Here is a 26,723-nt window from a genome sequence, read left to right as displayed (position 1 = left end):
CGTCTGTAATTACCAGTATTTTTTAAAAGCTTTTATGTCAACAGTGCAAAGACAGCGTTACGGCCGCATATGCCGCCGCTGCGACGGGAAGAGAAGAAGCGTTCCGCCGATTCATAAGTGCAGTTCTTACTTATATCGAAGCGGCTTATATCCATACCGGCCTCCACCATTTGCCGCACGGCCAGATATTTCAGATCGGCGTAAACAGTTTCGCCTTTCTTCTGCAAAATCCCCGTCTTCCGCTGTACCGTTCCAATCAGGGTTTCGGCAATCGCCCGGCCCACGGTAGTATGAACCGGCGAGACAGCAGGCCCTATATAGGCGCGCAGGCGCTCACACCGGCTGCCGTAAACAATATTCATGGCAGTGACAACCTTACCGGCCAGGTTTTGCTCAAGAGCCATGATATCACAAACAGCAACAGCGACGGCTTCGTACTCGTCATCAAACAGGACTAGGGGGACGCTGTCTGCCGCACAAAGGAACAGAGGCGTATCCGCCCGGTCCGTCATCAATGCCTTTGTCCGCGCCAACGCATCGTGCCGACTGCCTGCGCCGGCTCCGGCTTCACGGGGGCCGACCGCGACGATATGCGCCTCATTATCCTGACAAGCCGTTGTTAAGCGCAGTATATCACAACCGACAGCCTCACAGAAACGGCGACGGTTCTCCAGGACATCGCCTACTGTATCACCGACATCAAGAGAGAGGTTAAGCGACCCATATACGCCGACACTTACGCCGCCGGCCCGTTCCGTAAAACCATGCCGCAGCCCCGCTGCCGCGAGGCGGATACTTTCTTCCCAGACTATCGTTTTCTCCCTATGTCTTCGCGTCGTCACCGTGACCTCCGCAACTATCGCATCGATTACAGCCGTAAAAACAAGGCCGTGTATTGGCGCCCCGTTCGGCTTGTGCCGGTTCTTTTTCCAAACAACCGTCCTTCAACCCTTTATCAAAAATACTCCACAGCAGGAGTTCCCCGGGATACGTTTCTGTATACAGAAACGTATCGCTGCCAAAACAAGAAGCTGCCCGACACGGCAAATTTCTCTTTATAAAATCGCAAAATACAATTTTTATTTTATCATATTTTCGGCCTGCCTACACGCAAGGTGCCAATAAGAAAATCGGACCCGGACAAAAGCCCGAATCCGATTTTAAAACATATGTTATGCATTAGTGGCCGTTTCTTTATCAACAGCAATAGCATCGGAGCAGCAAACCGCAACGACATCGGCAATATCTTCGGTCGAGCAGCCGCGGGAGAGGTCAAGGACCGGTTTAGCCAGCCCCTGTACCAACGGTCCGAGAGCCGTCGCGTTAGCAAACCGCTGCACCAGCTTATATCCGATATTAGCAGCATCCAACGTGGGGAAAACAAGTACATTTGCATGACCCGCAACCTTGGAACCCGGGGCTTTATGTTCGCCTACGGCCGGCACGATCGCCGCATCGGCCTGAATTTCACCGTCGAAATCGAAATCCACGTGACGGGATTTTAAAATTTCCACAGCCTCACGGACTATATCTACGGATCCGCCGCTGCCACTGCCTTTCGTGGAATACGAAAGCATAGCGACCTTCGGGTCTGTAATCTGAACGGTGCGGCGAGCCCGGTCCACGCACATCACGGCAATATCCGCCAACTGTTCCGATGTCGGATCGGGAATAACGCCGCAATCACCGAGGACAAGAATACCGTTATCACCGTACTGCGGCGTGTTCGTAATCAGAATAAAGGCGGAAGAAACCGTTTTATTTCCCGGTTTCGGGCCGACAACCTGAAGACCTGCACGGATAACATCGGCCGATGTCGTTGCCGCGCCGGAAACAACGCCGTCAGCGTCGCCGAGAACGACGAGGCCGCAAGCAAACATAGTATAGTTGTTCGTCATGATTTCGCGGGCTTTTTCTACCGTCATGCCTTTCTTTTCACGCTTCTTCGCGAAGTACCGGCATAATTCATCCAAGCGCGCATACGTAGAGGGATCTACAATTTCAGCACCGTCCAAGCGAATCTGGAATTTTTCGGCATCTTTAAGAATCTGTTCTTCATTGCCTACCAGGACGATCTTGGCAAACCCCTCCGCCAAAACACGTTCCGCAGCCTTAAGTACGCGACGGCTGTCTGTTTCCGGCAATACAATTTTTTTCTGTGCTTTGGCCACACGAGACTTCAAATCGTCTGTAAATCTCATTCAGTACCACTCCTTATATATATAACTGATAATACAAATTAGTACCAGTTTATTATAGTACAAATGTATACCGCTGAAAACCTTTAATTGCATGCAGGCTCTGAAAAATCACCCTCTATTCTCACAGCCATGGCTGCCGCCCGCTCCTTTATCCCCGGGCAGGCGAGAATACTCCGCGGCTCGTTTGCCGTCTCCACAAGAGCGAAATGAGGCGGTAAAATAAAATTTTTATTACAGCTCATGGTATCGGCAATCTGCTCGGCAACAATATCTCCGCCGCTGTATCCGGACACGACAAGCGCATAAACCCGTTTTGACGCAAATTCTTTGAAGTCCGTCCGAAAAAGAGCAGTCAGGCGATTGAAGAAAGCCGTCATATTGGCGCCGACGGCATCATTATAATTGGGGCAAATCAATAATAAGGCATGGCATTTCTTAACAGCCGGATATACCTCGTCCACAATCAGGCCGCCGTAAAAACAGTCCCCTTTTTCGCCGAAATGCAAACACGTTTCATAGCTGCAGCCCCGGCAATCGACCAGTTCGCCGTTACGCAAAGAAATTTCTTCTATTTCTGTTCTCCGCGACAAATGAGATCTGACTATTTTCCAGAGCAGCAATGTATTAGACGTGGCGCGACTGCTCGCATGCAGAACAAGCAGGTGTTGTTTATCAAATTTCTCCCGGGGCTTCCGTGTCAAGGCGACGGCCTTTCCAACAAGTTGTTCTACCGCTGTTTTATAGGCCTCGGCAGGGCTTGATTGCAACAGGCGGGCCTGTACATTAAAATTGCGAAGCGATCCCGTCGCCTCGACAAGAGGTTTGCCGGGAAACAAACACCCCGCCCGATTAGCGATAAACAGGAGCTCTCTGCCGATCTTTTTGGTAAAAAGCTCGTCCGGTCCGTCAATAACAATACCGCCGCAAACACCTTCCAGTAACTGCGGAGACGTATAAAGAGCCGCAATAAGCCGCCTGTATTCCTCATTCATACCACCCGGTCCCAGGGAAACCGTAAAGATGCAGACCTGTCCGCGCAGCTTATCTTTAATTGTCAACAACCCTTCCGGACCGGTTATTTCTACATACTCTCCCGGGGGTAATACGCGCTTCAGTACTCCGTCAAGGCGTGCTGCCGACGCGGAGCCCTCACATGTTATACGAATAAGATAGACCATGCGCAACGGCCTCCTTCACGAAAGCTTGCAGAGGTTCAAATAGGCCTTTTTAATTCGTTTATATAACGCCGGAGGCACGGGCACATCTTCATATTCCACACGTCCGTCATAAAATCGATTGCGCACGCCGAGGAAAGCCCCTTCCGAGCGGCTGCCGAGCCAGATCGAACCATAGTGCCAGCTGCCCCGCAAAGCAAGAATAACAGAAATGGCGGCAGACGAAAAAGCCGGCGCAATATAAGGTTTATAGCCCAAATTACGGACAGCAATATTAGCCCGCACGACCAATGTCGTTAAATCCCGCGACAAGGAATCATCATATTGCGCCAGACTGTTGGCAACGACCAGGTCTTCGCCGTGCGGGCCGTAAACACGGCCTTCCGTCAAGTATGAGGCAAAGCGACCATCTTTACAGGCGTAATATCTGGCTCGTCCGTTCATCACGCCAAGACCGAATCCCTGAATCTGAGAAGCTCGCAGGCCGGATACCTGTAAAAAAGCCTTGCAAAGAGGATCCACAGGATCGGAGACGATACAGACCAATCCTTTAAAACATGCTCGTGCCGCCATCTCCGCAAAATACACGGCTAAACCGCGATTGGCCGCAAACTGAGCCATGCGTACATCACAGTCGGAACCGACGGGAGGAATGCCTTTTGTAGCGCAGAATACGAATACATCACAATCAAACAACCTGTCTTCCGTTATGATTTCGACAGCCGGCAGGTCCCCTTCACCGTCAGGGTACTGAATTTGATTGATTTCCATTTCCAAACGTTCCAAATTTTTCCGGTTAAGATCATATATGCCGCAGCTTGTAATGACATCACCGCCGAGAAGGCGCAGTCCTATAAGCATAGTCGCCCCCACATCGCCGAGGGCAACAATGTGAAGCCTCACTTTCCGCGGCGGCAGCGGCGAAGGTTCCAAAGGCACCGCTTCAGCCACGCCGATTTCACCGGGCAGATCGTGAATAAACATTTATTCCGCCTCCTTCCCGCTCCGTTTCTGCGATTGTTTGCGCTTCCAACGCAGCCGGATCAGCCGTTCTATATCATTTTCAATAAAGCGTGACGGATTCATGTTTTCATCGAATATGACGCCTACATCCATATCGGGAATACGCAAGGGTGTCACAACTTCGCCAAGCCGTTTCAAAGTCAGTCTCTTTTCAAATATACGTTGATATTCCTGCTGCAATGCTTCCATAATGTCGCGGGCATTCTGCAAACAAATCATGGAATATGTATACGCCGCATCATCATCACCGCCGCCGACAAAGCCCGGCTTCACGTACGGTAAGACAAGATTGATAAAAGGATTGGAATCCTGACCGTCGTAATCAGGTAACGCTCACTATGCTGTCCCCTCCCAGGAAGGGATAGCAGTCCCGTTCATTGAGCCATACTTCCAAGGTCGGCAAAAAGTATGCGCTCTCCGTCTTTATCCTTTTTTCCGTCATCATATCCATGGCACGACCGGTCATGACGCCGGTTAAAACGGCCCTGACGTCAATACCGTTTTTTTCCAAGTGGGGCGCCAGCATTTGCATGCGGTATCCTTTGTGCAGCAGGTCATCTATAAGAATAACGGGTCTATTGAAGGATTTAATGGTCCTTACCTGATTATCGACAGACGAATAGTGGCATGATTCCGCCATCGTAAACCCTTCCACGGAACGGTTGAAATATTTTTCTATATGCAGCGCCTTCGTCACTGTATTGGGCACGAGCACATCGCTCAGAGTCTTACCGAAGGGGACGGACATGTACGGGCCATAACGTCGTTGTTCATCGCGAGTAATCGAGACGCCGTTCAATTGTACGGCCTTCTTGATGATCTTATTGTGCACGACACTCGTATTGAAAGAAAGAATAAGCTTACCCGGATAAATATGGCGCATTGCCGAAAGAAGTCGTTTATGGGCCTTATCAAGAGCATCCGAAATACACTCGTTTTTATTAAACGGATTCTTCAAAACAGTTTCCACATCCCGGAAAAGCACAACCGGGGCCTTTAAGCTGGCTGCGTAAACAGGCGCCCCGGCACGATCCGGCGCAATATCACGAAACCCCTGATCCTGGAGCGCTCTTAAAACGGCCTCATCATATCCCCCCTTATCCACAGGGTGATATACGGCATAGGCGTAATCACGGGCAATGAGCTCCGACATGAGTTCAGTAATAATAATTTCCCAAATATTGGCAATGGCCGAGGACGTATCGGCATAAATAAAGCCTATAGAAGCAACGCTGCCTTCAGACACGGTACGAATGTGCGAGACAACCGCAGCATCGCCGAACTCGCCGTGTAAATCACGGGTTCCTACATGATGCGCCGCCGCGTAGGCAATAATTTCTTTATTCTTGTCGGCACTGTCTATGTAAAGGGTACGGACATTCCCTTTCTCTATGTATTCTTCCACATTTTCCGTTTTATATCCCAAGGTAACCAGTTTTTCCTGAATAGGCCATAAGCTCTCATGCCCTCTCGCCTTATACGTGCCGACACTCATATCTTTTGCTTCAAAAACATGCTTATACGCCGGTTCACGAAGGTAAAGGTTATTTTTGTAGATAAAGCTTTGTGCCACTGCATCAATGAGGTTTGATATATCACGGTTTAAATCAATATTTTCACGGATACGCGTAGAGCTGATATCCTCATAGAATTTATCAAGTAAAAGCGGCACCACTTCTCCTTGGATAGGGTAGGGAGCATCGCTGTTCAAATAGTGATTCTCCCGTGTTTCCCGCTCAAAAGCGATGTGATTAATCGTATGAATGGAATGTTCCGTCGGTTCGTTCTTATAGGCGGACGCATTTTTGATGACGTCCGTGCCTACGGCAATATAAAGCTCCCGATCTGCAAATATCGCTTTTAAACGTTTTAAATCGGCAGGATTCGCCATATTGATGGGAATATCGTCAGGAAACGGATAAATGTGTTCTTTATCGGCTGTCGACATGTTCATGATCTTACGCCGCATCAACCGCGGCTGCGTATGTTTTGACCATGAAAATTCATCAAGAGCCAAATATACGTCAAACCCGAGATCACGAATGCGTACGGCGACGGCTTTATGCCCGAGACTGAACGGGTCAAACGTGCCCGGATAAAAGCAAACTTTGCGTTTCTTCTCAAACGGGAAGGGGCCCGTAATGAATTGATGGATGCCTATATAGCGGTAAATATGGTTCAGTACGGCCGCATTACTGTAAAAATCAAGCGGCTCTTCCCGTTCTTCAGCCAGGAGAATAAGAATTTTCTTATATGAATGAATAAAAAGAAAATCCACTTCCGCCAATGTTAAATCGGGATTGGCAAAAATAAACCGCCCCATATGCCGGAATGCGTCACGGCTGAGTTCCTTGTCATAATGCGCATAAGCCTTGATCATGACGTAAAGGAGACGACGCTTTCGCAGATTATTCCCCTCATCTTCCGGAAATCGTTCGGAGAACTCGCGAAAATTGCCGAGCATGACGCCTACCGTATGAATCATGGATGACGCAACCTGTGTGGAGGCAGCGAGAATTTGCGTTTCCAGCGTATTAATACATTCATCCAATTCCCGCGGTTCCAGCTGAAGAATAATACGGCCTAAATATTCGGGCACGTATTGAGAAATACGAAGGTCCCCCAATTCCAAACCGTTAAACAATTCCACGGCAATTTCATTGCGCTGTGTATAGGTCATATAATGAGATACACGCAACAGGGCCGCGCCGGCAGCACGCTGTACGAAAGGATTCTCACTCATTTTCAGAACGTTGGTCAAATGCGTTCCCAAATGCATCACGCTGCTTCTGTCAGGCAATGCCTGGAGATAATGAAGGAGGATTTCTATATTGGCCTCTTTCACAACCCAATGCGTTCCCATTTTTAAGTTATCTAAAAAGAGAAGACCCTCCCGTTCGGCAAATGCTTCTTCATCATGAGGAAGTTCCAACAGATCCAGTAAATCCGCGAAATACCTTTCTTCAGCATAGTCGTCAAAAAGATGTTCCTTGCAGCGTAACGCCGCCACGCAAACATGACGGTCATCACTGTGCAAGGCCGCCGCCGTAAATGTACGCGCCCTTTCGAGAAATGACGGTTCTACATGGACCGCTTCAATTTCCATCAGTGCCGTAAGCAGAACAATACATATTTCACTTTGATAATTTGTGCGCTCATAGTAGGTCTGCAGGAATGCGATATACGCCGTCCGCTCGCCGTCGTCGCAATTCTGCAGCGCCGCCTGCACAAAAGGCCCCAGGCAATAAGATATCCAGAGCCTGTGCTGGTACGTAAAGCGCCAGCCGGGTTTGATAATGATAGAAAGATAGTGCGCAAAGAGAGAAACGCCGGTCACTTTTTTCCCCGGCAGTGTAACTCCTTCAGGCAGTTCTTTGGAGTAATGTTCCGTAAACTTAGCGACAATAACGCCCATAAGGCGTGCCGCCTGCATGCGGATATCCACGTCTTTATAGGTGAGCACTTCATAAAGGTACTGCAGGGTCATCAGCTTTTGCTGCTCTGTCATATACGTTGAATATTCTTCAAATGTGCCGATATAATTACGCACGTTTTTCCAACTGCGTTCACTTCGTGCCGCTTCAACGAGGCGGGAAAATTTATTCTCCTTCTGGAAAATATTCATGAGCTCGATATTATGGTCAATTGCCGCATATGACAGAGCATCAACTACTTCTTCGCCTTCAAGCAAAACCGCTTCAGGGCGTTTCTTTTTCGTACGCACGGCCGGTTCGTCCGCAAAATCGGCGGGCAAATCCGTTTCTACGCCCATCTCTTTCATATAAGACTCAAAGTCCGCCAGCTTGGCATAGACTTTCTGATAACGATGCTTTTTCTTTTCGTCCACATTATCAAGCTTGTCCAAAATAACGTTAAATGCCTGGGCAAGAGTATAAAAACGAACAATTTCTTTACCGTCCACGCGCTCACTCTTAACGCGGAAGTCCGCATAAATAAGCAGAAGCGCTTCGACAGACAGATTTTCCAGTTCCAGGTCCCACACGGAATGGTTCGCCGCAATATGTCCGATTGCGGGAATACCCATACGGCGGCAGCAAAGATCCGTATAGAAATAATGCAAATATGGAACACGCCGCTCTTCACTTTTTTTAGAACCGTATTTGCCGATATCATGAGTGGCGGCGGCACCGGAAACGAGACCGATATCGACGGGGACACCGGCACGATAGAGCTGCCGTGCCGTAAAGGTGGATACATAATGAACGCCGCAAACATGTCCGAGTGTGTCGAAAGGGGTAATTGTACAGCCGATGCGCATAAATTCATAAATATATAAGTCTGTACTGATTTCACGAAGACGTAAATATTCGCGATTAAAATCGTTTCGAATAATTTCCTCTGCGCTGAGAAAGTGCATTTCTCTGGTCGGTGCAAAGGGCAAATAAAGCTTTTCATAGCGAAAAAGAGAACGCAGAATCTGCAGCACCAAAGCCCGTCCCGTTTTGTAAATATGATCATCCTTCAGTACTTCTTCAATATGATCATCCGTCCAGTAAGCCACATTTTCCGGATAAATCTGTGCCAAAATATAATAATAACAATAGCGAAGCCAACCGCAAGGCGGTTCATTGTTCAGTGCTTCCACAGTTTCCTTCAATAAATCCGTCACGGGCAAAATGTCAAAACGTCCGTCCGCTCCTGTAGTTGCAGCTATGGCCGTCGCAATCTCATCGAGCTTCTGTGCCGGTACAAGCTGAGCCGCTTCCCGCTGTGACAGTCCGGCAAACGTTAAAAAACGTTTCTGCCGCAACCCTTCTTCTATAATCTTACGCAAATCCGAAGCGATATGTGTATGCATCTCTTTTCTCCTCTGACGAAAGGCTTTCTCAAACGGTCTTTATTGCAAAGTATATATTATATATTCATTATACACCGCCCGTGAAAGGGTTACCGCCTTCTTCCCACCGCTCTCGGCCTATATGATGATTCAGCAAGAACTCCGTTTTAAAATGAATAAAAGTAAAACCTAAACGGTAACAATACCGCTGCGCTCAGAGCCGGCTTGACCGTTCTCAATTACAGCGTAAATTATACCCTTCACCGGACTTATAGGCACACCTAAATAATATAAGAACCAAATTATTCTGTTCACTTTCGTCAATGCGCTACTCAATATAACACGCTTCCAAAGAACAAGCTTACGTTTTTCTTTTATCACGCTGTACGCACCGTATTTAATAATTTCACAAACCCGCTCGTCAACGGCCCTCTCCATTTCAATAATTTTTCACGAATTCGCTCCATGAGCGGGTAGCACGACAATCATAATCGCCAAAGGACCGTTGTCCCGCTTCTTCCCGCACACGTTCAGCCGCAAATTCAAAAGTCTTATCAGGCATATTCCAAACGGCAAATTTACGCCCTTTATCAACATAGAGACACGGCGCCTCCATACGAACCGGCTCACCGCAACGGGACAAGTGATATCGTTCCTTTACCTTTTGTAAAAATATCTTTAACAGCTGCGCACCTCGGTTGTTTTTTCTCCTGCGGGACATTTGATTCTGCCGTTTATTATATCATAGGAATACCGGAGACGCATAACTTCCCTGTTACCGTCTGCTTCCTCTTTATATGGCAATAGAGCGATATTGTATCCTATGAAATTCCTTTATTAATAGAAAAGGGGCTCTAATTTTCACGTTTTTTCCTTCTCGTCTTTTCAACAGAAATCGGCTGTAGTAAAATAAGTAATTATTTTATAAGGAAACTCTAAGGAGGCCCGTTCCATGGCTCATGTTAATGAAAATTATGCAAAACTTCCGGGTACTTATCTTTTTGCAACGATCGCTAAAAAGGTAACCGCTTACGAACAACGTCACCCCGAACGTCGTATTATTCGACTCGGCATCGGCGACGTGACACGTCCCCTTGCCCCGGCCATTATAGACGCCATGCACAAGGCAACCGCTGAAATGGGCAGTGCGGCAACGTTCCGCGGTTACGGGCCTGAACAAGGCTATGAGTTTTTAAGAGCCGCTATCATCAAGGGCGATTACGAAACACGCGGTGTATCACTTGAGCTGGACGAGGTATTTATCGGCGACGGTGCAAAAACGGATGTCGCCTGCATTCAAGATCTTTTCGGCGCGGACTTGAAATTCGCCGTAGCCGATCCGGTTTATCCGGTTTATCTGGATTCCAATGTCATTACCGGTCACACAGGCAGGTATCATGCTGAAACAGGACGTTATGACGGCGTGGTCTACTTGCCGTGCACACCGGAAAACGGTTTTAAAGCACAGCCGCCTGCAGAAAAAGTTGATATCGTTTACCTTTGCAATCCGAGCAATCCCACCGGTACGGCGATGTCATACGAGGAATTGTCCGCCTGGGTAACATATGCAAGGGAAAATAAAGTGGTCCTCATCTACGACTCGGCCTATGAAACATACATAACGGAGGCCGATATACCGCACAGCATATATGAAATCGACGGAGCAAACGAAGTTGCCATTGAACTTCGTTCATATTCCAAATGTGCCGGCTTCACGGGCATGCGTTGTTCCTATATTATCGTGCCGCGGACCTGTAAAGCCTATACCAAAGCGGGAGAACCTGTTACCTTGAATTCCCTGTGGAACCGCCGTCAATGCACGTTCTTCAACGGCACGCCGTATATCATTCAGCGAGCCGCCGAAGCGTATTACTCAGCGGCCGGCCGGGCACAGTGCCGTGCCGATATAGACTATTATATGGAAAACGCGCATACCATTCGCAACGGTCTTACGGAAGCGGGCTATACCGTTTACGGCGCTGCCAATTCTCCCTACGCCTGGGTACAGACACCGCAAGGCATGAAAAGCGGAGATTTTTTTGATCTTCTTTTGGAACGTGCAGCTGTCGTTACGACCCCGGGCAGCGGTTTCGGCCCGCACGGCGAAGGGTATATGCGGCTCACCGCCTTCGGTTCCCGTGCGGACACGACAGAAGCCGTCGAGAGAATAAAGAATTTAACGTTCTGAGTCCATATAAAAAGGATACGCTGTATGGTACAATATAATCCGAACAGCTGAAAGAGTCATTATATTTTATTAGGAGGCATCTCAATGAGTAAAATTCGCATCGGCATCGTCGGCTACGGTAACCTGGGCCGTGGCGCGGAAGCATCCGTTCAGTTACAGCCGGACATGGAATTGGTCGCTGTATTCTCCCGTCGCAATGATTTACAGACAGTAAGCGGCATTCCTGTATATACAATGAATCAAATGAAAGATTTTAAGGGAAAAATCGATGTCATGATATTATGCGGCGGATCGGCAACGGATTTAATCGTTCAGACGCCTGCAGTAGCCAGAGATTTCGTCTGCATCGACAGCTTCGATACGCATCCGCGTATTACGGAACACTTTACTACTGTCGACAAGGCGGCTAAAGAAGGCGGCACAGCAGCTCTCATCTCCTGCGGCTGGGATCCGGGCATGTTCTCCTTACAGCGTGTCTTTGCGGAATCTATCCTGCCGCAAGGCAAAACGTATACCTTTTGGGGCCGCGGCGTAAGCCAGGGGCACTCCGACGCGATCCGCCGTATTGAAGGAGTTCTCGACGCCCGCCAATACACAGTACCTAAAGAGGCCTACTTAAATGCCATCCGCAGCGGTGAAACACCGGAAGTTACCGCTCAGGAAGCACATCTCCGCGACTGCTATGTCGTCGCTGCCGAAAATGCGGACAAGGCTAAAATCGAAGAAGAAATCAAAACAATGGAAAACTACTTCGTCGGTTATGAAACAGCAGTTCATTTCATCTCTCAGAAAGAACTGGACCGCGATCATAAGGGTATTCCCCACGGCGGATTCGTAATGCGCAGCGGAGAAAGTACAAAAGGTACGAGCCACGTTATCGAATACAGTTTGAAACTGGACAGCAATCCTGAATTTACAGGCTCCGTCCTCACGGCATATGCCCGCGGCTTGCATCGACTGGCTTCACACGGCGCCAAAGGCGCGTTCACCGTCTTTGATATCCCGCCTGCCTGGATTTCCACTAAAAGCGACGCGGAACTTCGCTCTCACCTTTTATAAATATGCCACAGCCCCGCCGACAGTCGTCGCGGGGCTTTTCTTCGGAACTTACTTCGTGAATCCCGGAAATGTTTTTCTCTCCTCATCTCTCAGCGAAGAGCGCGGTTTTATGCTATAATTTATGATTGTATGAAGATTTTTACTTATATTTAATTTTAACGATAAGGATGATGTTATGAGCACAAATCTTGAGGTCAGCATTGTCGGCTTGCCGAATGTCGGTAAGAGTACTCTTTTCAATGCTATTACCGAAGCAGGGGCTGAAGCCGCCAATTATCCGTTCTGTACTATTGAACCGAACGTGGGCGTCGTAGAAGTACCGGATAAACGGTTACAGATTTTGGCGAACATGTATTGCCCGAAGAAGGTCGTACCCGCAGTTATGCGTTTCGTTGATATTGCCGGCCTCGTTTCGGGCGCTTCCAAGGGCGAGGGGCTGGGTAATAAATTTCTCAGTCATATCAGAGAAACGGACGCCATTGCCGAAGTGGTGCGTTGCTTTGAGGATGAAAATATTACGCATGTTGCCGGCTCAGTCGATCCGCTCCGTGATATTGACGTCATCAATACGGAACTTTGCCTGGCCGACCTGGAAACGGCACAAAAACGCGCCGACCGTCTCACTAAGATTGCCAAATGCGGCGACAAAGATGCAAAAACGGAGCTTGCCGTTCTTGAAAAAGTCTTGGCTTATCTTGAAAACGGCGAACCAGTCCGCAAGGCAAAGCTCACTGAAAGCGAACTGCCTTTATTGAAAGAACTCAACTTGCTCATCCTCAAACCGATCCTTTATGTCTGCAACGTTTCTGAAGAGGAAGCTGCTGCTGCCGATGAAAATCCGCATGTACGGCGCGTTATCGAATTTGCCGAGAAAGAGGACGCCGAAGTCGTAGCCGTTTCGGCTAAAATAGAAGCGGAGATCGCTGAACTTCCGAAAAATGAGGCCGCTATGTTTCTTAAAGAGCTCGGTCTTCCCGAAGCGGGCTTAACGAAACTGATCAGAGCCAGTTATGCGCTCTTAGGCCTTATCAATTTCTTCACGGCCGGCGCCGATGAAGTCCGTGCCTGGACCATTGTCGAAGGCACACATGCACAAAAAGCGGCCGGCAAAATTCATACGGACATGGAACGCGGTTTTATTCGCGCCGAAATCATTTCCTACAATGATCTGATTGCCTGCGGCAGTGAACAGGCAGCTAAAGAAAAAGGACTCGTCCGTCTTGAAGGAAAAGAGTATCCTATGCAGGACGGAGACATAACGTATTTTCGTTTCAATGTATAAGAAAACGGTGCAGCGATTTTTACTGCACCGTTTTCTTGCGTTAAAGCGGACGGTCCCTGTATTTTTAAGTATTAACAGATATCCTTAGGCACCGTTCACTACTTATTTATACGTATTTTTCCGCCAGAGCGTAGAGTTCTTTCGAATGAGCGCTGTACCATTCATTAAACGTGGTTTTTGCGTTTTCTACTGTTTTTCCCAGCTCAACGATAAATTCAGGAATATTTTCTGACGTAATAACGGTAACTTTCGGTCCCAAAACTTCACGGTAAAGGGTATCGGAACCGCCAATATGCACGGCGAATGCCGGCACCGTCGTATCACCGACTTTTTTCGCCGCGCCTTGGAAACCGAGAACACCCGTCTCATGAGTCCCGCACGAATTAGGACAGCCGGAAATATAAAGACGAGGTAAAACGCCGTCGGCAAAATTATAGGGCTTGGCGGCTTCCAGAATATTTTTTAACAGACCGTGCGAATCACGTAAGCCTACCTGACAGACTGTACTGCCGACACAGGAAACGGATTTTTCAAAGGCAGTATGCGCCGTTTCACTTTCAGTCAACGCGGCAATGCGCTCCGCTTCATCAGCGGTAAGGTTCGTAATATATGCCGTTTCTTCGGCACCTAAACGGAACTGAGCCCCATCAATGGCCACGACAGCTTTGGCAAGAGCAAGAAAATTCTCCATAGATGGCGTACCGCCGACGGGATGATATGTAACATAATATAATCCCCTTTGTTTTTGCGGTTTAATACGTAAATTATCCACCTCACGCGGTATGCCCGTCTTGGTAATTTCTCTTTCTTCTACATGAAGCTCCAGATTCTCTTTAAAAGCCTCGATAAGGCCGTTATTAAAGAGAACCTTAAACTCTTCCGTTCCCGGTACCTGTTGAAAGTAACGCGTACGGGCCCGACTGCGGTTAGTATAATTACCGTACTTGGAAAAAGTCATATACATGGCCTTTACATAGTAGAGAATCTTTTCTCGGGCAATACCTTCCGCCAGCTTCACGCCAAGTTTCGGATTAGGACCTAGACCGCCTGCGGCATAGACATCGAACAACCCGTCGGGGCGGCCTACAAAGCCGAGATCGCGAATTGTCGAATGCGGCTCATCAACAGGTGCATTATTAAAGGAAACTTTAAATTTACGCGGTAACTTAACGACGCCGATAAACCCGAGAAGATAATCGGTTACGGCATCGACGAGAGCGGTAATGTCGAAATACTCATTCGGATCGATACCGCGAAGAGCCGGCGCCGTAATATTGCGCGGAAAATCAGATCCGGCACCACGGGTCAGAATACCTTGTTCATAAAGGATCGGCAGTAAGCGAAAGGACCTGTGTTTCCGTCAAATGATGAAGCTGCAACGATTGACAGGTCGTATAGTGCACCATTTCCACCTTGTGTTTTTCAATCAATGTAATAAGCGACTGCAGATCCCTTTGTTCGATAATACCGCCTGCAAAGCGGAGCCGTAACATGGTGGATTCCGCACCGCGTTCGCCATAACAGCCGAATCCTCCCGAAATCCCCTTATATTTACCGGGTTCCAGCTCTTTACGATAAAATTTCCGCGTCGCTTCATAAAAAACAGGCAAATCCCGTTTAAAATGTTCCGTCCACTTTTTGGTATCCATATATCCTCCTACCTCGTGAGCAAAAAAATGAAATGCGCCGGCCATACAGATAACGCGCCGATTTCGCCGGCTTACTTCCCGCACAGTTATTCGTTAATTAAGATGATACCTGTAAAAGCGGCATCGGCCTTATAGAGTCTTCCGCTTATCTGTTCGAGACGGGCTGCAAGAATTTTTCCACGTCTTCACCGGACATGGAGCCTAGACGCATATTTACAATCTTTCCCCCCTTATCGATAAGAACGGATAAAGGAATCCCTGTAATTTGGTACGCTCTGGTAACATCCCGGATATTGGACCGGTACATGGGAACAGTAAACTTTCCTTTTTGCCAGAAAGCCTGTCCGTCTTCTTTTTTCTGATCCATATCAACGGCAACAAACTGAATATCTCCATTGTGCCCCTCGTATGCTTTTTGAATATCGGGCATCTCCTGCACACAAGGCGGGCACCAGGATGCCCAAAAATTAATAAAAACAGGGCCATGCCCATAGAGCTCGGAAAGCCTTAATATTTTCCCGTCAAGCCCCGTTAACTCAATATCCGGAGCCATTTCTCCGACCTGAATCTGTTCTGTCTGAACGGCTTGTTGCCGCACTTCTGTTTCAGCCTTCTGCTCGGCGCCGCAGGCTGAAAGCACAAAGATAAAACAACATGCTGCCATGGCAAGAATATATTTTTTAAACATTTTCATCCTCCTTATGCTGTAAAACGACGGCCTTTTTCATGTATATGGCTCCAACGGGACAATTGCGCACACAATCACCGCAGGATATGCATTCTTTATCACCGGCAATACTAATGTCGGATTTGCAAACAGCGGCACAACGGCCGCAGGCAATACACCGGTTTTGATCAACATGTATACCGGTAAGGGCATATTTGTTAAAAAAACCGTATATTGCGCCTAACGGACAAATAAACCGGCAGAACGGCCGAAAGATAACGGCGGCCGTCAGAATCATAAGGCCTGCCAGAATGCCTTTCCAAAGGGTCAGCCAACCGGCAGCACCGCGCAGGTTTTCATTTATTGCAAAAAGCGGTGCCGCCCCTTCTATCGTACCGGCAGGGCAGATATATTTACAAAAAACAGGCTCACCCAACCCGATTATAGCATACATCAAAAGCGGGCCGAGAAAGATAGCAGCCAGAAAGAAATACTTCATTCCGGTCAGAGCTCTTGTAAATGAAGACTTTCCCAATTTCGGCACGGGCAGTTTATAAAGCAATTCCTGAAAAAATCCGAAGGGGCACAAAAAACCGCAAACAACGCGGCCAAAGAGAAGTCCGAAAAGCACAATAAGCCCAAGGACATAAAAAGGGATCTGCGGAATAAACCCGCTCAATGAACTTTGCAATGAACCGATAGGGCAAGACCCGATTGCACCGGGGCAGGAATAACAGTTAAGTCCGGGTACACACAGCGCCTTCGTTTCACCGCTGTATACGGTGCCGTCCCGAAAACCGCGCCAATTGGCATTCGTAAGAACGGCACTGACAAATTGAATAATTTTACGGCTAGCCAAGACCGATACACTCCAAGCAAAGTATGGCGCCCTTTTGGAAGACTGCCCATTCCTCTTCGCGCGCCAAGCCGATAGTCAATAAGGCTACGGCTAATAAAAGTAAGGCTATTCTCTGCTTTGACAACTGACAAGCCCCCTTTCAATCGTTCTTATTATATCATTTGCAAGAACATCATAATATCCGAAAAATCATGAATCTATACGGATTTTGACACTTTCCCTTTTATCTTATACATGAATGGCGTAGAATAGCAGTAAAGAATGGAAAGGAGGCCTGTCTGTGAAACCTGCGGTAACACTCAATACGGGGTATGAAATGCCCCTTGTCGGTTTCGGTACGTATATGTTGACCAATCCGATTGATGATGAAGAAGCTGTGATAACAGCAGTCAAGAGCGGCTATCGTCTCATTGATACGGCACAAGCCTATAAGAACGAGGAGATCATCGGGAAGGCGCTGAAACAATGCCCCGTTCCGAGAGAAGATATATTTGTGACAACCAAAATCTGGTTTACCGACTTTTCCGGCAATAAATGTCGCAAAAGTCTGGAAAATTCCCTTCGTAAACTGGATCTCGACTATATCGACCTGGTTCTCCTCCACTGGCCGTATAACGATGTGTACCGGGCCTGGCGTTCTCTGGAGCAAGCTGTAAACAACGGGCTTGTACGTTCCATCGGTGTGTCGAACTTCATGCCGAGTCAGCTCATAGATCTGATACACTTCAATAAAATCACGCCGGCTGTCAATCAAATAGAAACACATCTTTACTGCCAATATAAGGAACTGCAGGCTGTTATGCACCGTTACGGCGTCGTTCATCAAGCCTATTCTCCTTTCGGCCGCAATCGTGATACGACCATGTACAATGATCCGGCCGTTACTGTGCCGACGAGAAATATCATAAAACACCCTACCAAATCGCATTGCGTTTCCTCACGCAAAAAAATATTTCCGTTTTGCCGAAATCGGCTCATGTCGAACGCATTAAGGCAAATATAGATATTTTCGATTTTACGCTGACAAAAGAAGAAATAGCCGGCCTTGAAGCGATGGACAGACAAAAAGTTCTCGTCGGCAACAGTCAGGACGGGGCCTACACGGAAAAATTGATAAAACGAACATTATAAAATCATTCCTGTACGATCGGCTGTACCGTTAAACTCCACTTTATGCAGTTCAGAGTATCAAAATAGCGTTATAAATAACCGATACCCCATTACTCTGAAAAAAGCGGTCGACATACTGTAGGCAGTTAAAACGCATGGACATCAATTAAAATAAAACCTGTTTTCAACATATCTCCTCTTTTATAAATATATAATTCAGCTCGTTTTTTGAATATTTTCCAGTCTCAGTTAAATTATTGTTCCAGTAAAGACATGTAAAAAATCCACTATGAAGTACATGTCCGGTTATTTTGTATAAATTCCCGATACTGTATTATCGGGAAAAAAAGGCTGGTAACCAACAGTTGCCCCTCAACGGTTCAACAAGAGCCTAACCGTTGAGGGGCTTTTATAATTTAATCCAGCAACCCGTTCGTATGCATCAAATATCGCCGTCTTGATATAACCAGCTACGGATGGTAAACAATTTCAGCAATACCATTAAAGGTAAGCCCTGAAACAACCGCAATAATCAAAAGTGCAATACCGGCCAACATCAACAACTCAGCAAAAACTTTAGTCTGCTTTGTAGAATTAAAGTTTTCAATGTTAGTTCCCATAGCGGCTAAAATTAGAGCCCCGCCGGTAGACATTGGCGAAATACCGGCTAATGAGCCGCCAACACCGACAGCTGCCATTAATGCCACAGGTTCAACTCCGCCGACCTGAGCAGCGATATCCGGGCACATAGGCATCATCGTCGGATATACTACACCAAGAGCGGAGCTTACCAAACTCAATAAACCTGCCGATATACCCATCAGCGGGACAGCGGTGGTACTGTTCATAACGGACGAAATAGCGTTGCTCATTACTTTAATACCACCGACTTTGTCAACTACCGATAACAAAGCTCCGACTCCGAGCACCATAATAATCGTACCCCACGGAACATTTTTCAGACATTCTCCATCTTGAGCAACCCCGCACAAAACAAGAACTGCTGCAGATACAAATGCCGCCAGACCAATATTGACATGAAAGCCGATCATAAGGATTAACATCAGCACAATCCCGCTCAAAGAAATTAACTGCGTCTTATTAAAGGGTGGTATCTTGACCTGGGTAAAAGAATGAATCGGTTCTCTTACCGTATATCCTTTAAAGAATACATATATAATGATTGAAAAGAAAAATGTCGCTAAAGTTTGGCAGGCCAAAATAGTGGGCATTACATTACTTATACCAGCACCAGCCGCTGCATTCGTAATAATAGCCGCTTCAGGTGTTACACCGGTCATTCGGCCGGCAATAAGCCCGCATTCGCCGATTAACGCAAGCATCAACGGATTATAACCGACCTGTAAAGCCGTAGTAACACCTAATGCAGGAATAATTGCTAATGCAGGAACGGCCCCGGGCCCAACACCTGCAACTATAAATCCGGCCACATAAATAGCAATAGGCAATAGCCATACCCTGTGTCCTGTCGCTGCTACGATTTTCTTTGCCAGTAAGTCTAAAGCGCCGGTTGATTTAATAACAGCAAATAATAATGTTATCCCTACAAGAGTACAAAACATTGAACTGCTTATAGCTCCTATAAGTTGTTTATCGGTTACGCCGAAAATTCTCACACAAGCCGTACCTACAGCCAGTGCAACTATACCTACGTTTACTTTTCTGACGAACGCAAGAATAATTGTCCCGATAAATAATAATAAAGCCAAGAGATCCATTGCCATAATAGGTAACCCCTCCCGAAAGTAAATTTCTTTTTACATTAGTTCTCACATGGGCCGCCGATATTTACTTGATGTCCGCTGTAATTACCGTCAATAATTTGACGTTCATATTTAGCTGCTGCCAAAAGCTTTTCAAAATCAACACCCGTTTCATATCCCATCGCGTCAAGCATGAAAATCAAATCTTCGGAGGCAACATTTCCGGATGCTCCGGGAGCGAAAGGGCATCCGCCCAACCCGCCGACGGCAGCTTGTACATGGGGAATTCCCGCTTCTATGCCTGCCAGTGTCGTCGCCAACCCCATGCCGCGAGTATCATGAATATGTAACTCAAAGTATTCATTCGGAAAAGCTTCTTTCACAGCTTTAACCGTCTTTCTTACCATTAACGGATCTGCTTGCCCGACCGTATCGGCTAAGCAAAATTCATGTATGCCTTCGTCTACTCCCCTTTGAATAATTTTTAATACATTTTTTACGGGAGTTATCCCCTCAAACGGACAGGTAAACGAGGTTGCCAGAGACAAAATAATTTTCATCTCAGGAAACGCCTCTCTAATTTCAGCCAATCCATTTAATGATTCTTCAACCGTTCTGTTAATATTAGCCTTATTATGAGATTCGCTAACGGAAACAACTGTATCAATCTTTTTTAAGCCGCAATCGGCAGCAGCTTTAGCTCCGAATAAATTGGGAACCAACGCGAAAAATTCAATATCGCTCTCCCCATATTTTTCCAACGTTTTTACAACAACCTCTTTAACGTCTTTCATCTGAGGAATAGCCTTAGGATGAACAAACGAACCTATTTCCATCGTTTTAATTCCCGTACCTACTAATAAATCTATAATTTTCAATTTTTCTTCAGTTGGAATATATTCCTTCACATTTTGAAATCCATCCCGCGGTCCAACTTCTATAAACTTAACTCGCTTCATACCATTCATCTGTTTCATGCCGTCCACCTCATAATTAAATAATTTTATCCTCTTTTAACTTTTCCAGGAAGCTTTCATCAAATCCCAATAACGACTTATACACTTCGCCGTTATCTTGTCCCAATGCAGGCGCCGGTCTGCTGATATCAGCCTTGGTATCCAACAATTTAACGGGATTTCCGTTCACCTTCATATCGCCAATAATCGGGTGATGTAACGGCACGAACATTTCCCTTACATTGGCAATATGATCATCTTCCGTTACCCGTTGCAAATCATTAATCGGAGCTGCCGGTACTCCTGCTTCATTCAATAAATCAACCGCTTCATCAATACTGTAATTAACACTCCATTCTTCAATGATGGGTTTCAGTTCGGCGTGATATTCACATCGCTTAATATTGGTGGCAAAGCGAGAATCTTCCAATAATTCAGGTCTGTTCAGGACATTGTTACAAAATAAGCTGAATAACTTATCATTCCCGCATCCGATCACAAAAAAACCGTCTGAAGCTTTAAAAGAATCATACGGATATGCAGCCGCATATCTATTTCCCATCAGTTCCGGTTGTTTTCCGGAAGCAAAGTACCGTTGTGTTCCCGTTTCCAAGCTGGATACCACGGAATCAACGAGAGATACGTCCACTCTTTGGCCTTTTCCTGTAATTGTCCGTGCATGAAGGGCTATTAAAATACCGATTGTTAAATTCATGCCGCCGAGCACGTCCCCCATAGCATTGCCTACTCTTATACCATGTCTTCCCGGCTCGCCGGTAATACTCATAAGTCCGCCGGTTGCTTGTGCAATAATGTCATATCCCGGACGCAAAGATTTAGGACCGTAACAGCCAAATCCGGAAACAGCCGCATAAATAATGCGGTCATTATTTTTTTTCAGTTCCTCATACCCTAAACCCAGTTTATCCATTACACCGGGACGGTAATTTTCAACGACAACGTCCGCTCTTTTTACCATGTCAAGAAAAATCTTTTTACCTTTATCTTCTTTCAGGTTAAGAGTAACTCCCTTCTTTCCTCTGTTCACATTGGCATAATACATACTTGCCCCGTTTTTTAACGGTCCGAAAGCCCTAGTATCATCCCCTTTTCCCGGTACTTCAATCTTAATGACTTCAGCTCCATAGTCCGCCAACATCATGGTACAGTAAGGACCCGCCAAAACCCGAGTTAAATCAAGCACAAGAATATCTGCTAATGCCTTTTTCATAAAGCCGCCTCCTTATTACCTGTGAGAATAGCTCACTTCTTTTATTTGCATTTATTTTATCAATCGCACTTCCCTGCAACCACACAGTAACTTTATGAACAATCTTCTGGGTAAAATGTTTCAAATATCTTCTTTTTCTTTATAGAGAAACATTTTCTTTGTTTATTGCAATGAAACAATTATATTTTATTAATATATTCATCATGATAAAATCATATATATTACATTGAGGAGCGTGCAATTATGCAAAACAGCCATACAGGAAACTATAAATACAAAGTTTGTATTTTAGGTTACTCATACATGTTTCAGTTAGCACATAAAGTAGTCTCTACCCTTTCTCCATCAAATGTGGAGTACATTATCATGAATGCCGACCTGGAGTCCCAGGACGAATGCATACAAGAAGCCTTGGCGCTGGGTTGCGAGACATTTATCACCGGAGGAGGAAGTGCTGTCCGTTTTTCACAAAACTACAACCTGCCACTCGTAGAATTTCAAATTAGCGATATCGACTATATTAAAGCTATACGTCTTGCAAAAGAGCAGGGCTATACAAAAATAGGAGTCGCATACTATAGATATGCGACTCCGCCGAATTGTACCTTTTACAGTCAACTGTTAAAAGTGAATCTGTTACCTCTGACATTTGAATCTCTTTCTGAGCTAAAAACACTCATCAGCAATTCCGATTGTGATGTTTTTATCGGCGCTTCCGGCGCGATTGAAGCGGCAAGAGAACTGAAAAGGCCTGAAATACCTCTTTATGCGGGCGAGGAGACAATTAGAAACGCCTGTACACAGGCGGCAAAGCTCTCAAAGCAAGTATATGAAGCGAAACGCAATCAAACGATATTTCACATGGTATTAAATACATCCCAACTCGGGATTATCATCACCGATACATCCGGAAATATCGAATTCATAAACAAAACAATGCAGAGCTATATTAATATTACGCAGCATCAAGCTCTTTCTCTTACAGTTCAGGAGCTGTTTCCCAACATCTCTCTGCCTAAATTTTTAAAAAGCGGCCTTCAGTCTACAGACAGATATCATTTAATAAATTCAGTAATGATGCGTTGTGTTTTTGAACGGATCGTTATCAACAGACTGAACATAGGTGTTATTATGTCATTTCACCCGAATCCTCATAATCTCAGAAATAATTCGAAAAAGAATTTTTACAGTATTTCTCCCGTTCATAATCTGGATAATATTACGGCGTACTCTCCAAGCATGAAAAATTTAGTCAATACTTGCAAGCATCTTTCTCCTATAACGAATCATACTGTCATTATCGGTCCGCCCGGTTCGGGTCGGGAGGAAATCGCAAACTGTCTGCATAATGCTTCAAAGCGTGCGTCCAACCCATGCATTACTATAGATTTAGCAACAATAGACGATGAAAACGCAATTTCCGTCTTATTGGGCTACACGCAAAAAAACCGTACAACTACGGGTTTGTTAGTCGACGGGAATAATGGAAGTATTATTTTAAAGAATTTAAATCTGACGACGCCCCGTACACGTTCTATTATTTTGCGCGCATTAAACAGCCGCCAGTTTTTTATGCCCGGGATGGAATCTCCCATAACTTTTGATATTATTTTTTATACACTTCTTACCGACCCGGAATATGATGCGCTTTATACAGATATACGACACCTTCTATCTATCATGCGGATAGATGTGCCGGGTCTGCATTCTCGAAAAGAAGATATTCCCTATTTATTTAAAAAATATATTTCAGCTCTTACCTCAAAAAAAACCGTTACCTTGACAAACGCCATGGAATATTTGCTGCAAACCTATTCATGGCCGGGAAACGTGGTCGAATTAAGGGCCATCCGCGCAAAATATATCACTATTATGAAATCGGTTGAACATAAAACGGTACAGAACCGGTATCATGCTCTGCTGCAATCAATCGGGGAAAAAGATATTATAGATGATGTAAAGCGACGCTATGCCCCTATAATGACTAAAGATTTCAATAATCCCGGCTTTAAACAGGGCATAGAAGAGTTAAAAATTCTCTTGAAATACACGTACAACGACATAGGAAACCTGTTAGAAATCAGCAGAACCACACTATGGAGAGCGCTCCGTGAAAAACAAAAAAATACCAGATAAATCCGAACGGAATCTATCTGCTATCTTTTTAAAATGCGTCCCATTCGGCAAAGCGTGCATTCATACGCGTACGCTTGGCTTTCCGGTTTTCCTCCCGCTTACCGGGAAGGGCAATCTTTCCCAAAGCCACTGTTCGTTTATAAAAAAGGATTACTGCCTCTTCTTCCGTCAAATCGGCTTGAGAAAAAATCTCCACCGCCCGACGGCGCAGTTCCTCATCAACGGATACTTCCATTTATTCTCCTCCTTTACGTCTTCGTTCAGCCGCCTCATTGACATTATCAAGCGTCCCCATATGCCAGACGGCATACATCATGGACTGTATCAACGATACGGCCAAAACGGCACCGGTGCCTTCGCCTAATGAAAGTTCGCCGTGAATGGGAATCTGCGATTCATCCATGCCGACAGTACGCAATGCAACGGCCATTCCGGCTTCTCGCGATAAATGTGAAAGAAGAGCATACCGACGGACCTCATCATTTAATTGAACGGCACAAACAAGAGCTGCCGCCGTAATAAAGCCGTCCACATAAAAAGGAATATGCGCTTTTACACAGGCAAGCATAGCCCCGCAAATAGCCGCTAAATCAAACCCGCCCATATAGCGGAGTGCATCAACAGGGCCCTTGATCATCGGACCGTATTCTCTAAGCGCATCAGCAATCAGTTTTTCTTTACGACACACGAGTTTATAATTTCCCCTGCTCGAACCGTAGCCGGCAATAAGGGCGGCATGAGTCGGGGACAACGCCGTTAAAACAGCGGCAGAAGTCGTCGTATTGCCAATGCCCATCTCACCGAAAGAAAGAAGATTATATCCCATATGGCCGGCAAACTCCACACGTTCTCTGCCGATATCAAGGGCCCGCCGCACCTCTTCTTCCGTCATTGCCGGTTCCACCGCAAAGTTACGTGTACCCTGACGGATTTTATAGTTAAGGCCCACCGCGTCCGGTGAATCGATACCGACATCAACCACTTCATAAGGAATGTTGTTGCAGTTGCAAAAACACGAAACGGCTGCCAGGCCGTCAACCATATTTTTCGTCTGCAAGTACGTAATTTCCGGCGGCTGCGCGGCCGCCCCGGACCAAACGACGCCGTTATCAGCGGCAAAAATGATGTGTTTCGGCTTTAACTCCCTATACATTTTCCCCCAGGCCAAAAATATCTGTTTCACCTGTTTTTCCAAAAGGCCGAGACTTCCCGGCGGTTTGGCAAGGTTTCTGAGCGTCTCTTCTACTTCATCCCTGTAATCCATTTGACCCACGCTTTCTTAATGTAAAGCATTTACGCAACCGTTGCTGTTTATCCGTCAAACCTGGCACTATTATACTGTTTGAAACAGATTATTTTCAACTTTTTCATATATTATATATATATCGTAACCGACAAAGCCGGAGCTGTTAAAACCACGTCACAGTAAGCCCGGTATCTTGACGAAATGATGAATTTTCACCGATACTGCAGTATTGATGCTCTCTTTTTTCGCTTATTTATTCATTTCACCATGCCGAATAGGCAAATATAATTGAAAATCACAACTACTTATGGCAAAATGTAAAAAAAGAGGGTGAATAACCATGCCGACTATAAAGGATATCGCCAAAGCGGCGGATGTCTCCATTGCAACCGTATCCATTGTCCTTAACGGCAAGGGCAAAGAACGGAAAATCTCTGAAGAAACGCAAAAGCGGATTTTTGAAATAGCCCATGCCATGAATTTATGTGCCGAATCAATCGGCTAAGAAGTTGAGAGTCGCACAGTCCGACTCCTATTCTGTCGCATTCTATTGGGCAACGGACTTTCGAATCAATTATCTGGCACGTATAACCTTGGGGTTACAACGTGAGATTATGCGCCAGGAAAAACCTGTCCATTTAACGGTTGTCCCTTATAAAGTTGATGAACTGCAAAAGCAGCTGGAAAGGGAGCAAAATAAGTTTTTTAACGGTATCATTATTGCCAATATGTCCGATAAAGATATGGAATACTTGGAAAAAGCAAGCTTCCCCTGCCCCGTCGTGCTCTTTAACAGGACCTCCGATAAGTACGGCTGCGTTACAATGGATAACTATGAAATCGGACGTAATGTCGGGCGACATTTTATTAAAAAAGGCTGCTACCACACAGGCGTGCTCACACATGATACGTCTTTCCCGATCATGCGCATGTGGATGAAAGGATTTCTCGACGTCTTTGCCGAAGCCGGCCACCCTATTGCGGCGGAAGATATTATCCTGTGCAATACATCTTCTGCCAGCGCTGTCGAAGTCTGTGAAGATCTGTACCGCCGCGGCAAGATGCCGCAGGCTCTCTTCTGCGAGTCGGACGTTCTCGCTCACGGTGTTCTCTATGCATGCCATAATCTCGGCCTTATTATACCGAACGATTTAGAAGTTTTCACCATAGGGATCACCATGCCCGAATTAAATGATTTCGCAATTCCCTCCCTGTCACGTATCGACATCCCGATGGGCCTTATCGGAGAAGAATGCATGCGTCTCATAACGGCTCTTATTGAAAAGAAAAAGACCGTACCTACAGTGATTTATATAGACGGCAAAAAAATTATCGCCCAGTCATCTCCTGAAAAGTGAAACAAAAAAGCCGTAATCCGAACCGGATGATATGCTCCCCTTTAGGTAGACATGAGAAATA

25 protein-coding genes are annotated in these 26,723 nt (G+C 46.1%); 8 read left to right on the top strand and 17 right to left on the bottom strand.

Translation table 11 applies throughout. The features are described from left to right. Window positions 1-32: 32 nt before the first annotated feature. From HMPREF0080_RS00750 to HMPREF0080_RS11485, 7 genes are all read right to left on the bottom strand, one after another. The gene (locus tag HMPREF0080_RS00750; protein WP_006789166.1) at window positions 33-842 is read right to left on the bottom strand and encodes a purine nucleoside phosphorylase YfiH/LACC1 family protein; all 810 of its coding nucleotides are present in this window, start codon (window positions 840-842) and stop codon (window positions 33-35) included. 330 nt (window positions 843-1,172) lie between these two features. Further along, the gene (gene pta / locus HMPREF0080_RS00740; protein ID WP_006789164.1) at window positions 1,173-2,201 is read right to left on the bottom strand and encodes a phosphate acetyltransferase; all 1,029 of its coding nucleotides are present in this window, start codon (window positions 2,199-2,201) and stop codon (window positions 1,173-1,175) included. An 83-nt stretch (window positions 2,202-2,284) separates the two neighbouring features. Next, on the bottom strand, window positions 2,285-3,379 hold the full coding sequence (locus tag HMPREF0080_RS00735; protein WP_006789163.1) for a flavodoxin family protein: 1,095 nt from the start codon (window positions 3,377-3,379) through the stop codon (window positions 2,285-2,287). Between the two features lie 15 nt (window positions 3,380-3,394). Then, window positions 3,395-4,360, bottom strand: coding sequence for a lactate dehydrogenase (locus HMPREF0080_RS00730; protein ID WP_006789162.1), 966 nt, complete (start codon window positions 4,358-4,360; stop codon window positions 3,395-3,397). Beyond that, window positions 4,361-4,672 carry a hypothetical protein gene (locus HMPREF0080_RS10365; RefSeq protein ID WP_006789161.1) on the bottom strand — a complete coding sequence of 104 codons (312 nt, stop codon included), beginning with the start codon at window positions 4,670-4,672 and terminating at the stop codon, window positions 4,361-4,363. Between the two features lie 49 nt (window positions 4,673-4,721). After that, on the bottom strand, window positions 4,722-9,218 hold the full coding sequence (locus HMPREF0080_RS00725; RefSeq protein ID WP_006789159.1) for a phosphohydrolase: 4,497 nt from the start codon (window positions 9,216-9,218) through the stop codon (window positions 4,722-4,724). A 418-nt stretch (window positions 9,219-9,636) separates the two neighbouring features. Further along, complete coding sequence (locus HMPREF0080_RS11485; protein WP_006789157.1) at window positions 9,637-9,918, bottom strand: CpXC domain-containing protein; 282 nt, start codon at window positions 9,916-9,918, stop codon at window positions 9,637-9,639. 231 nt (window positions 9,919-10,149) lie between these two features. Here HMPREF0080_RS11485 and HMPREF0080_RS00710 point away from each other — a divergent pair, with 231 nt between their 5' ends. From HMPREF0080_RS00710 to ychF, 3 genes are all read left to right on the top strand, one after another. Further along, window positions 10,150-11,385 (top strand): LL-diaminopimelate aminotransferase, encoded by a 1,236-nt coding sequence (locus HMPREF0080_RS00710; protein ID WP_006789156.1) that lies wholly within the window; start codon window positions 10,150-10,152, stop codon window positions 11,383-11,385. 84 nt (window positions 11,386-11,469) lie between these two features. Continuing rightward, the gene (locus HMPREF0080_RS00705; protein ID WP_006789155.1) at window positions 11,470-12,444 is read left to right on the top strand and encodes a diaminopimelate dehydrogenase; all 975 of its coding nucleotides are present in this window, start codon (window positions 11,470-11,472) and stop codon (window positions 12,442-12,444) included. Window positions 12,445-12,619: 175 nt separating this feature from the next. Further along, complete coding sequence (ychF, locus tag HMPREF0080_RS00700; protein WP_006789154.1) at window positions 12,620-13,726, top strand: redox-regulated ATPase YchF; 1,107 nt, start codon at window positions 12,620-12,622, stop codon at window positions 13,724-13,726. Window positions 13,727-13,832: 106 nt separating this feature from the next. On the opposite strand, the gene HMPREF0080_RS09330 is transcribed toward ychF, so the two are convergent. The 5 genes from HMPREF0080_RS09330 to HMPREF0080_RS11195 all read right to left on the bottom strand — a co-directional run bounded on the left by HMPREF0080_RS09330 (window position 13,833) and on the right by HMPREF0080_RS11195 (window position 17,025). After that, a complete protein-coding gene (locus HMPREF0080_RS09330; protein ID WP_342610071.1) occupies window positions 13,833-15,035 on the bottom strand; it encodes a nitrite/sulfite reductase in 1,203 nt (400 codons plus the stop codon). Between the two features lie 10 nt (window positions 15,036-15,045). After that, window positions 15,046-15,375 (bottom strand): hypothetical protein, encoded by a 330-nt coding sequence (locus HMPREF0080_RS09550; protein ID WP_050808789.1) that lies wholly within the window; start codon window positions 15,373-15,375, stop codon window positions 15,046-15,048. 145 nt (window positions 15,376-15,520) lie between these two features. Beyond that, complete coding sequence (locus HMPREF0080_RS00690) at window positions 15,521-16,063, bottom strand: TlpA family protein disulfide reductase (RefSeq protein ID WP_156795264.1); 543 nt, start codon at window positions 16,061-16,063, stop codon at window positions 15,521-15,523. After that, a complete protein-coding gene (locus tag HMPREF0080_RS00685) occupies window positions 16,056-16,901 on the bottom strand; it encodes a 4Fe-4S binding protein (RefSeq protein WP_040346679.1) in 846 nt (281 codons plus the stop codon). Before HMPREF0080_RS00685 ends, HMPREF0080_RS00690 begins: the two co-directional genes overlap by 8 nt. Continuing rightward, the gene (locus HMPREF0080_RS11195; RefSeq protein WP_006789149.1) at window positions 16,894-17,025 is read right to left on the bottom strand and encodes a CD1871A family CXXC motif-containing protein; all 132 of its coding nucleotides are present in this window, start codon (window positions 17,023-17,025) and stop codon (window positions 16,894-16,896) included. Before HMPREF0080_RS11195 ends, HMPREF0080_RS00685 begins: the two co-directional genes overlap by 8 nt. Before the next feature lie 156 nt (window positions 17,026-17,181). Between HMPREF0080_RS11195 and HMPREF0080_RS00680 the strand changes: the two genes are divergently transcribed. Further along, window positions 17,182-17,904: an aldo/keto reductase gene (locus HMPREF0080_RS00680; protein ID WP_006789148.1), complete on the top strand. Its 723-nt coding sequence runs from the start codon at window positions 17,182-17,184 to the stop codon at window positions 17,902-17,904. Further along, the gene (locus HMPREF0080_RS11190) at window positions 17,829-18,032 is read left to right on the top strand and encodes a hypothetical protein (RefSeq protein WP_006789147.1); all 204 of its coding nucleotides are present in this window, start codon (window positions 17,829-17,831) and stop codon (window positions 18,030-18,032) included. Before HMPREF0080_RS00680 ends, HMPREF0080_RS11190 begins: the two co-directional genes overlap by 76 nt. 449 nt (window positions 18,033-18,481) lie before the next feature. Here HMPREF0080_RS11190 and HMPREF0080_RS00675 read toward each other — a convergent pair whose 3' ends face one another. Genes HMPREF0080_RS00675 through HMPREF0080_RS00665 form a run of 3 tightly spaced genes read right to left on the bottom strand, consistent with a single transcriptional unit; the run spans window position 18,482 to window position 21,922 of the window. Continuing rightward, window positions 18,482-19,756, bottom strand: coding sequence for an SLC13 family permease (locus HMPREF0080_RS00675; protein WP_006789146.1), 1,275 nt, complete (start codon window positions 19,754-19,756; stop codon window positions 18,482-18,484). A 38-nt stretch (window positions 19,757-19,794) separates the two neighbouring features. Further along, the gene (locus HMPREF0080_RS00670; RefSeq protein WP_006789145.1) at window positions 19,795-20,712 is read right to left on the bottom strand and encodes a hydroxymethylglutaryl-CoA lyase; all 918 of its coding nucleotides are present in this window, start codon (window positions 20,710-20,712) and stop codon (window positions 19,795-19,797) included. Between the two features lie 16 nt (window positions 20,713-20,728). After that, window positions 20,729-21,922: a CaiB/BaiF CoA transferase family protein gene (locus HMPREF0080_RS00665; protein WP_006789144.1), complete on the bottom strand. Its 1,194-nt coding sequence runs from the start codon at window positions 21,920-21,922 to the stop codon at window positions 20,729-20,731. A gap of 243 nt (window positions 21,923-22,165) precedes the next feature. On the opposite strand from HMPREF0080_RS00665, the gene HMPREF0080_RS00660 reads away from it, so the two are divergent. Next, window positions 22,166-24,058 carry a PrpR N-terminal domain-containing protein gene (locus HMPREF0080_RS00660; protein WP_083817889.1) on the top strand — a complete coding sequence of 631 codons (1,893 nt, stop codon included), beginning with the start codon at window positions 22,166-22,168 and terminating at the stop codon, window positions 24,056-24,058. Window positions 24,059-24,086: 28 nt separating this feature from the next. Here the strand turns inward: HMPREF0080_RS00660 and HMPREF0080_RS00655 are convergent, their stop codons facing one another. After that, complete coding sequence (locus HMPREF0080_RS00655) at window positions 24,087-24,293, bottom strand: hypothetical protein (RefSeq protein ID WP_006789142.1); 207 nt, start codon at window positions 24,291-24,293, stop codon at window positions 24,087-24,089. Continuing rightward, window positions 24,294-25,322 carry a nicotinate-nucleotide--dimethylbenzimidazole phosphoribosyltransferase gene (locus HMPREF0080_RS00650; protein ID WP_006789141.1) on the bottom strand — a complete coding sequence of 343 codons (1,029 nt, stop codon included), beginning with the start codon at window positions 25,320-25,322 and terminating at the stop codon, window positions 24,294-24,296. It abuts the gene before it with no gap. Window positions 25,323-25,644: 322 nt separating this feature from the next. Between HMPREF0080_RS00650 and HMPREF0080_RS10360 the strand changes: the two genes are divergently transcribed. Both HMPREF0080_RS10360 and HMPREF0080_RS00645 read left to right on the top strand, forming a co-directional pair. Then, window positions 25,645-25,809 (top strand): LacI family DNA-binding transcriptional regulator, encoded by a 165-nt coding sequence (locus HMPREF0080_RS10360; RefSeq protein WP_006789140.1) that lies wholly within the window; start codon window positions 25,645-25,647, stop codon window positions 25,807-25,809. Between the two features lie 88 nt (window positions 25,810-25,897). Next, window positions 25,898-26,662 carry a LacI family DNA-binding transcriptional regulator gene (locus HMPREF0080_RS00645; RefSeq protein WP_245527176.1) on the top strand — a complete coding sequence of 255 codons (765 nt, stop codon included), beginning with the start codon at window positions 25,898-25,900 and terminating at the stop codon, window positions 26,660-26,662. The last annotated feature ends 61 nt before the right edge of the window (window positions 26,663-26,723 follow it).

The organism is Megasphaera geminata F0357 (genome assembly GCF_000239275.1).
GTDB lineage: Bacteria > Bacillota > Negativicutes > Veillonellales > Megasphaeraceae > Megasphaera > Megasphaera geminata.
The sequence above is the reverse complement of the archived record's forward strand: the minus strand, read 5'-3'. Positions and strand labels throughout refer to the sequence as shown.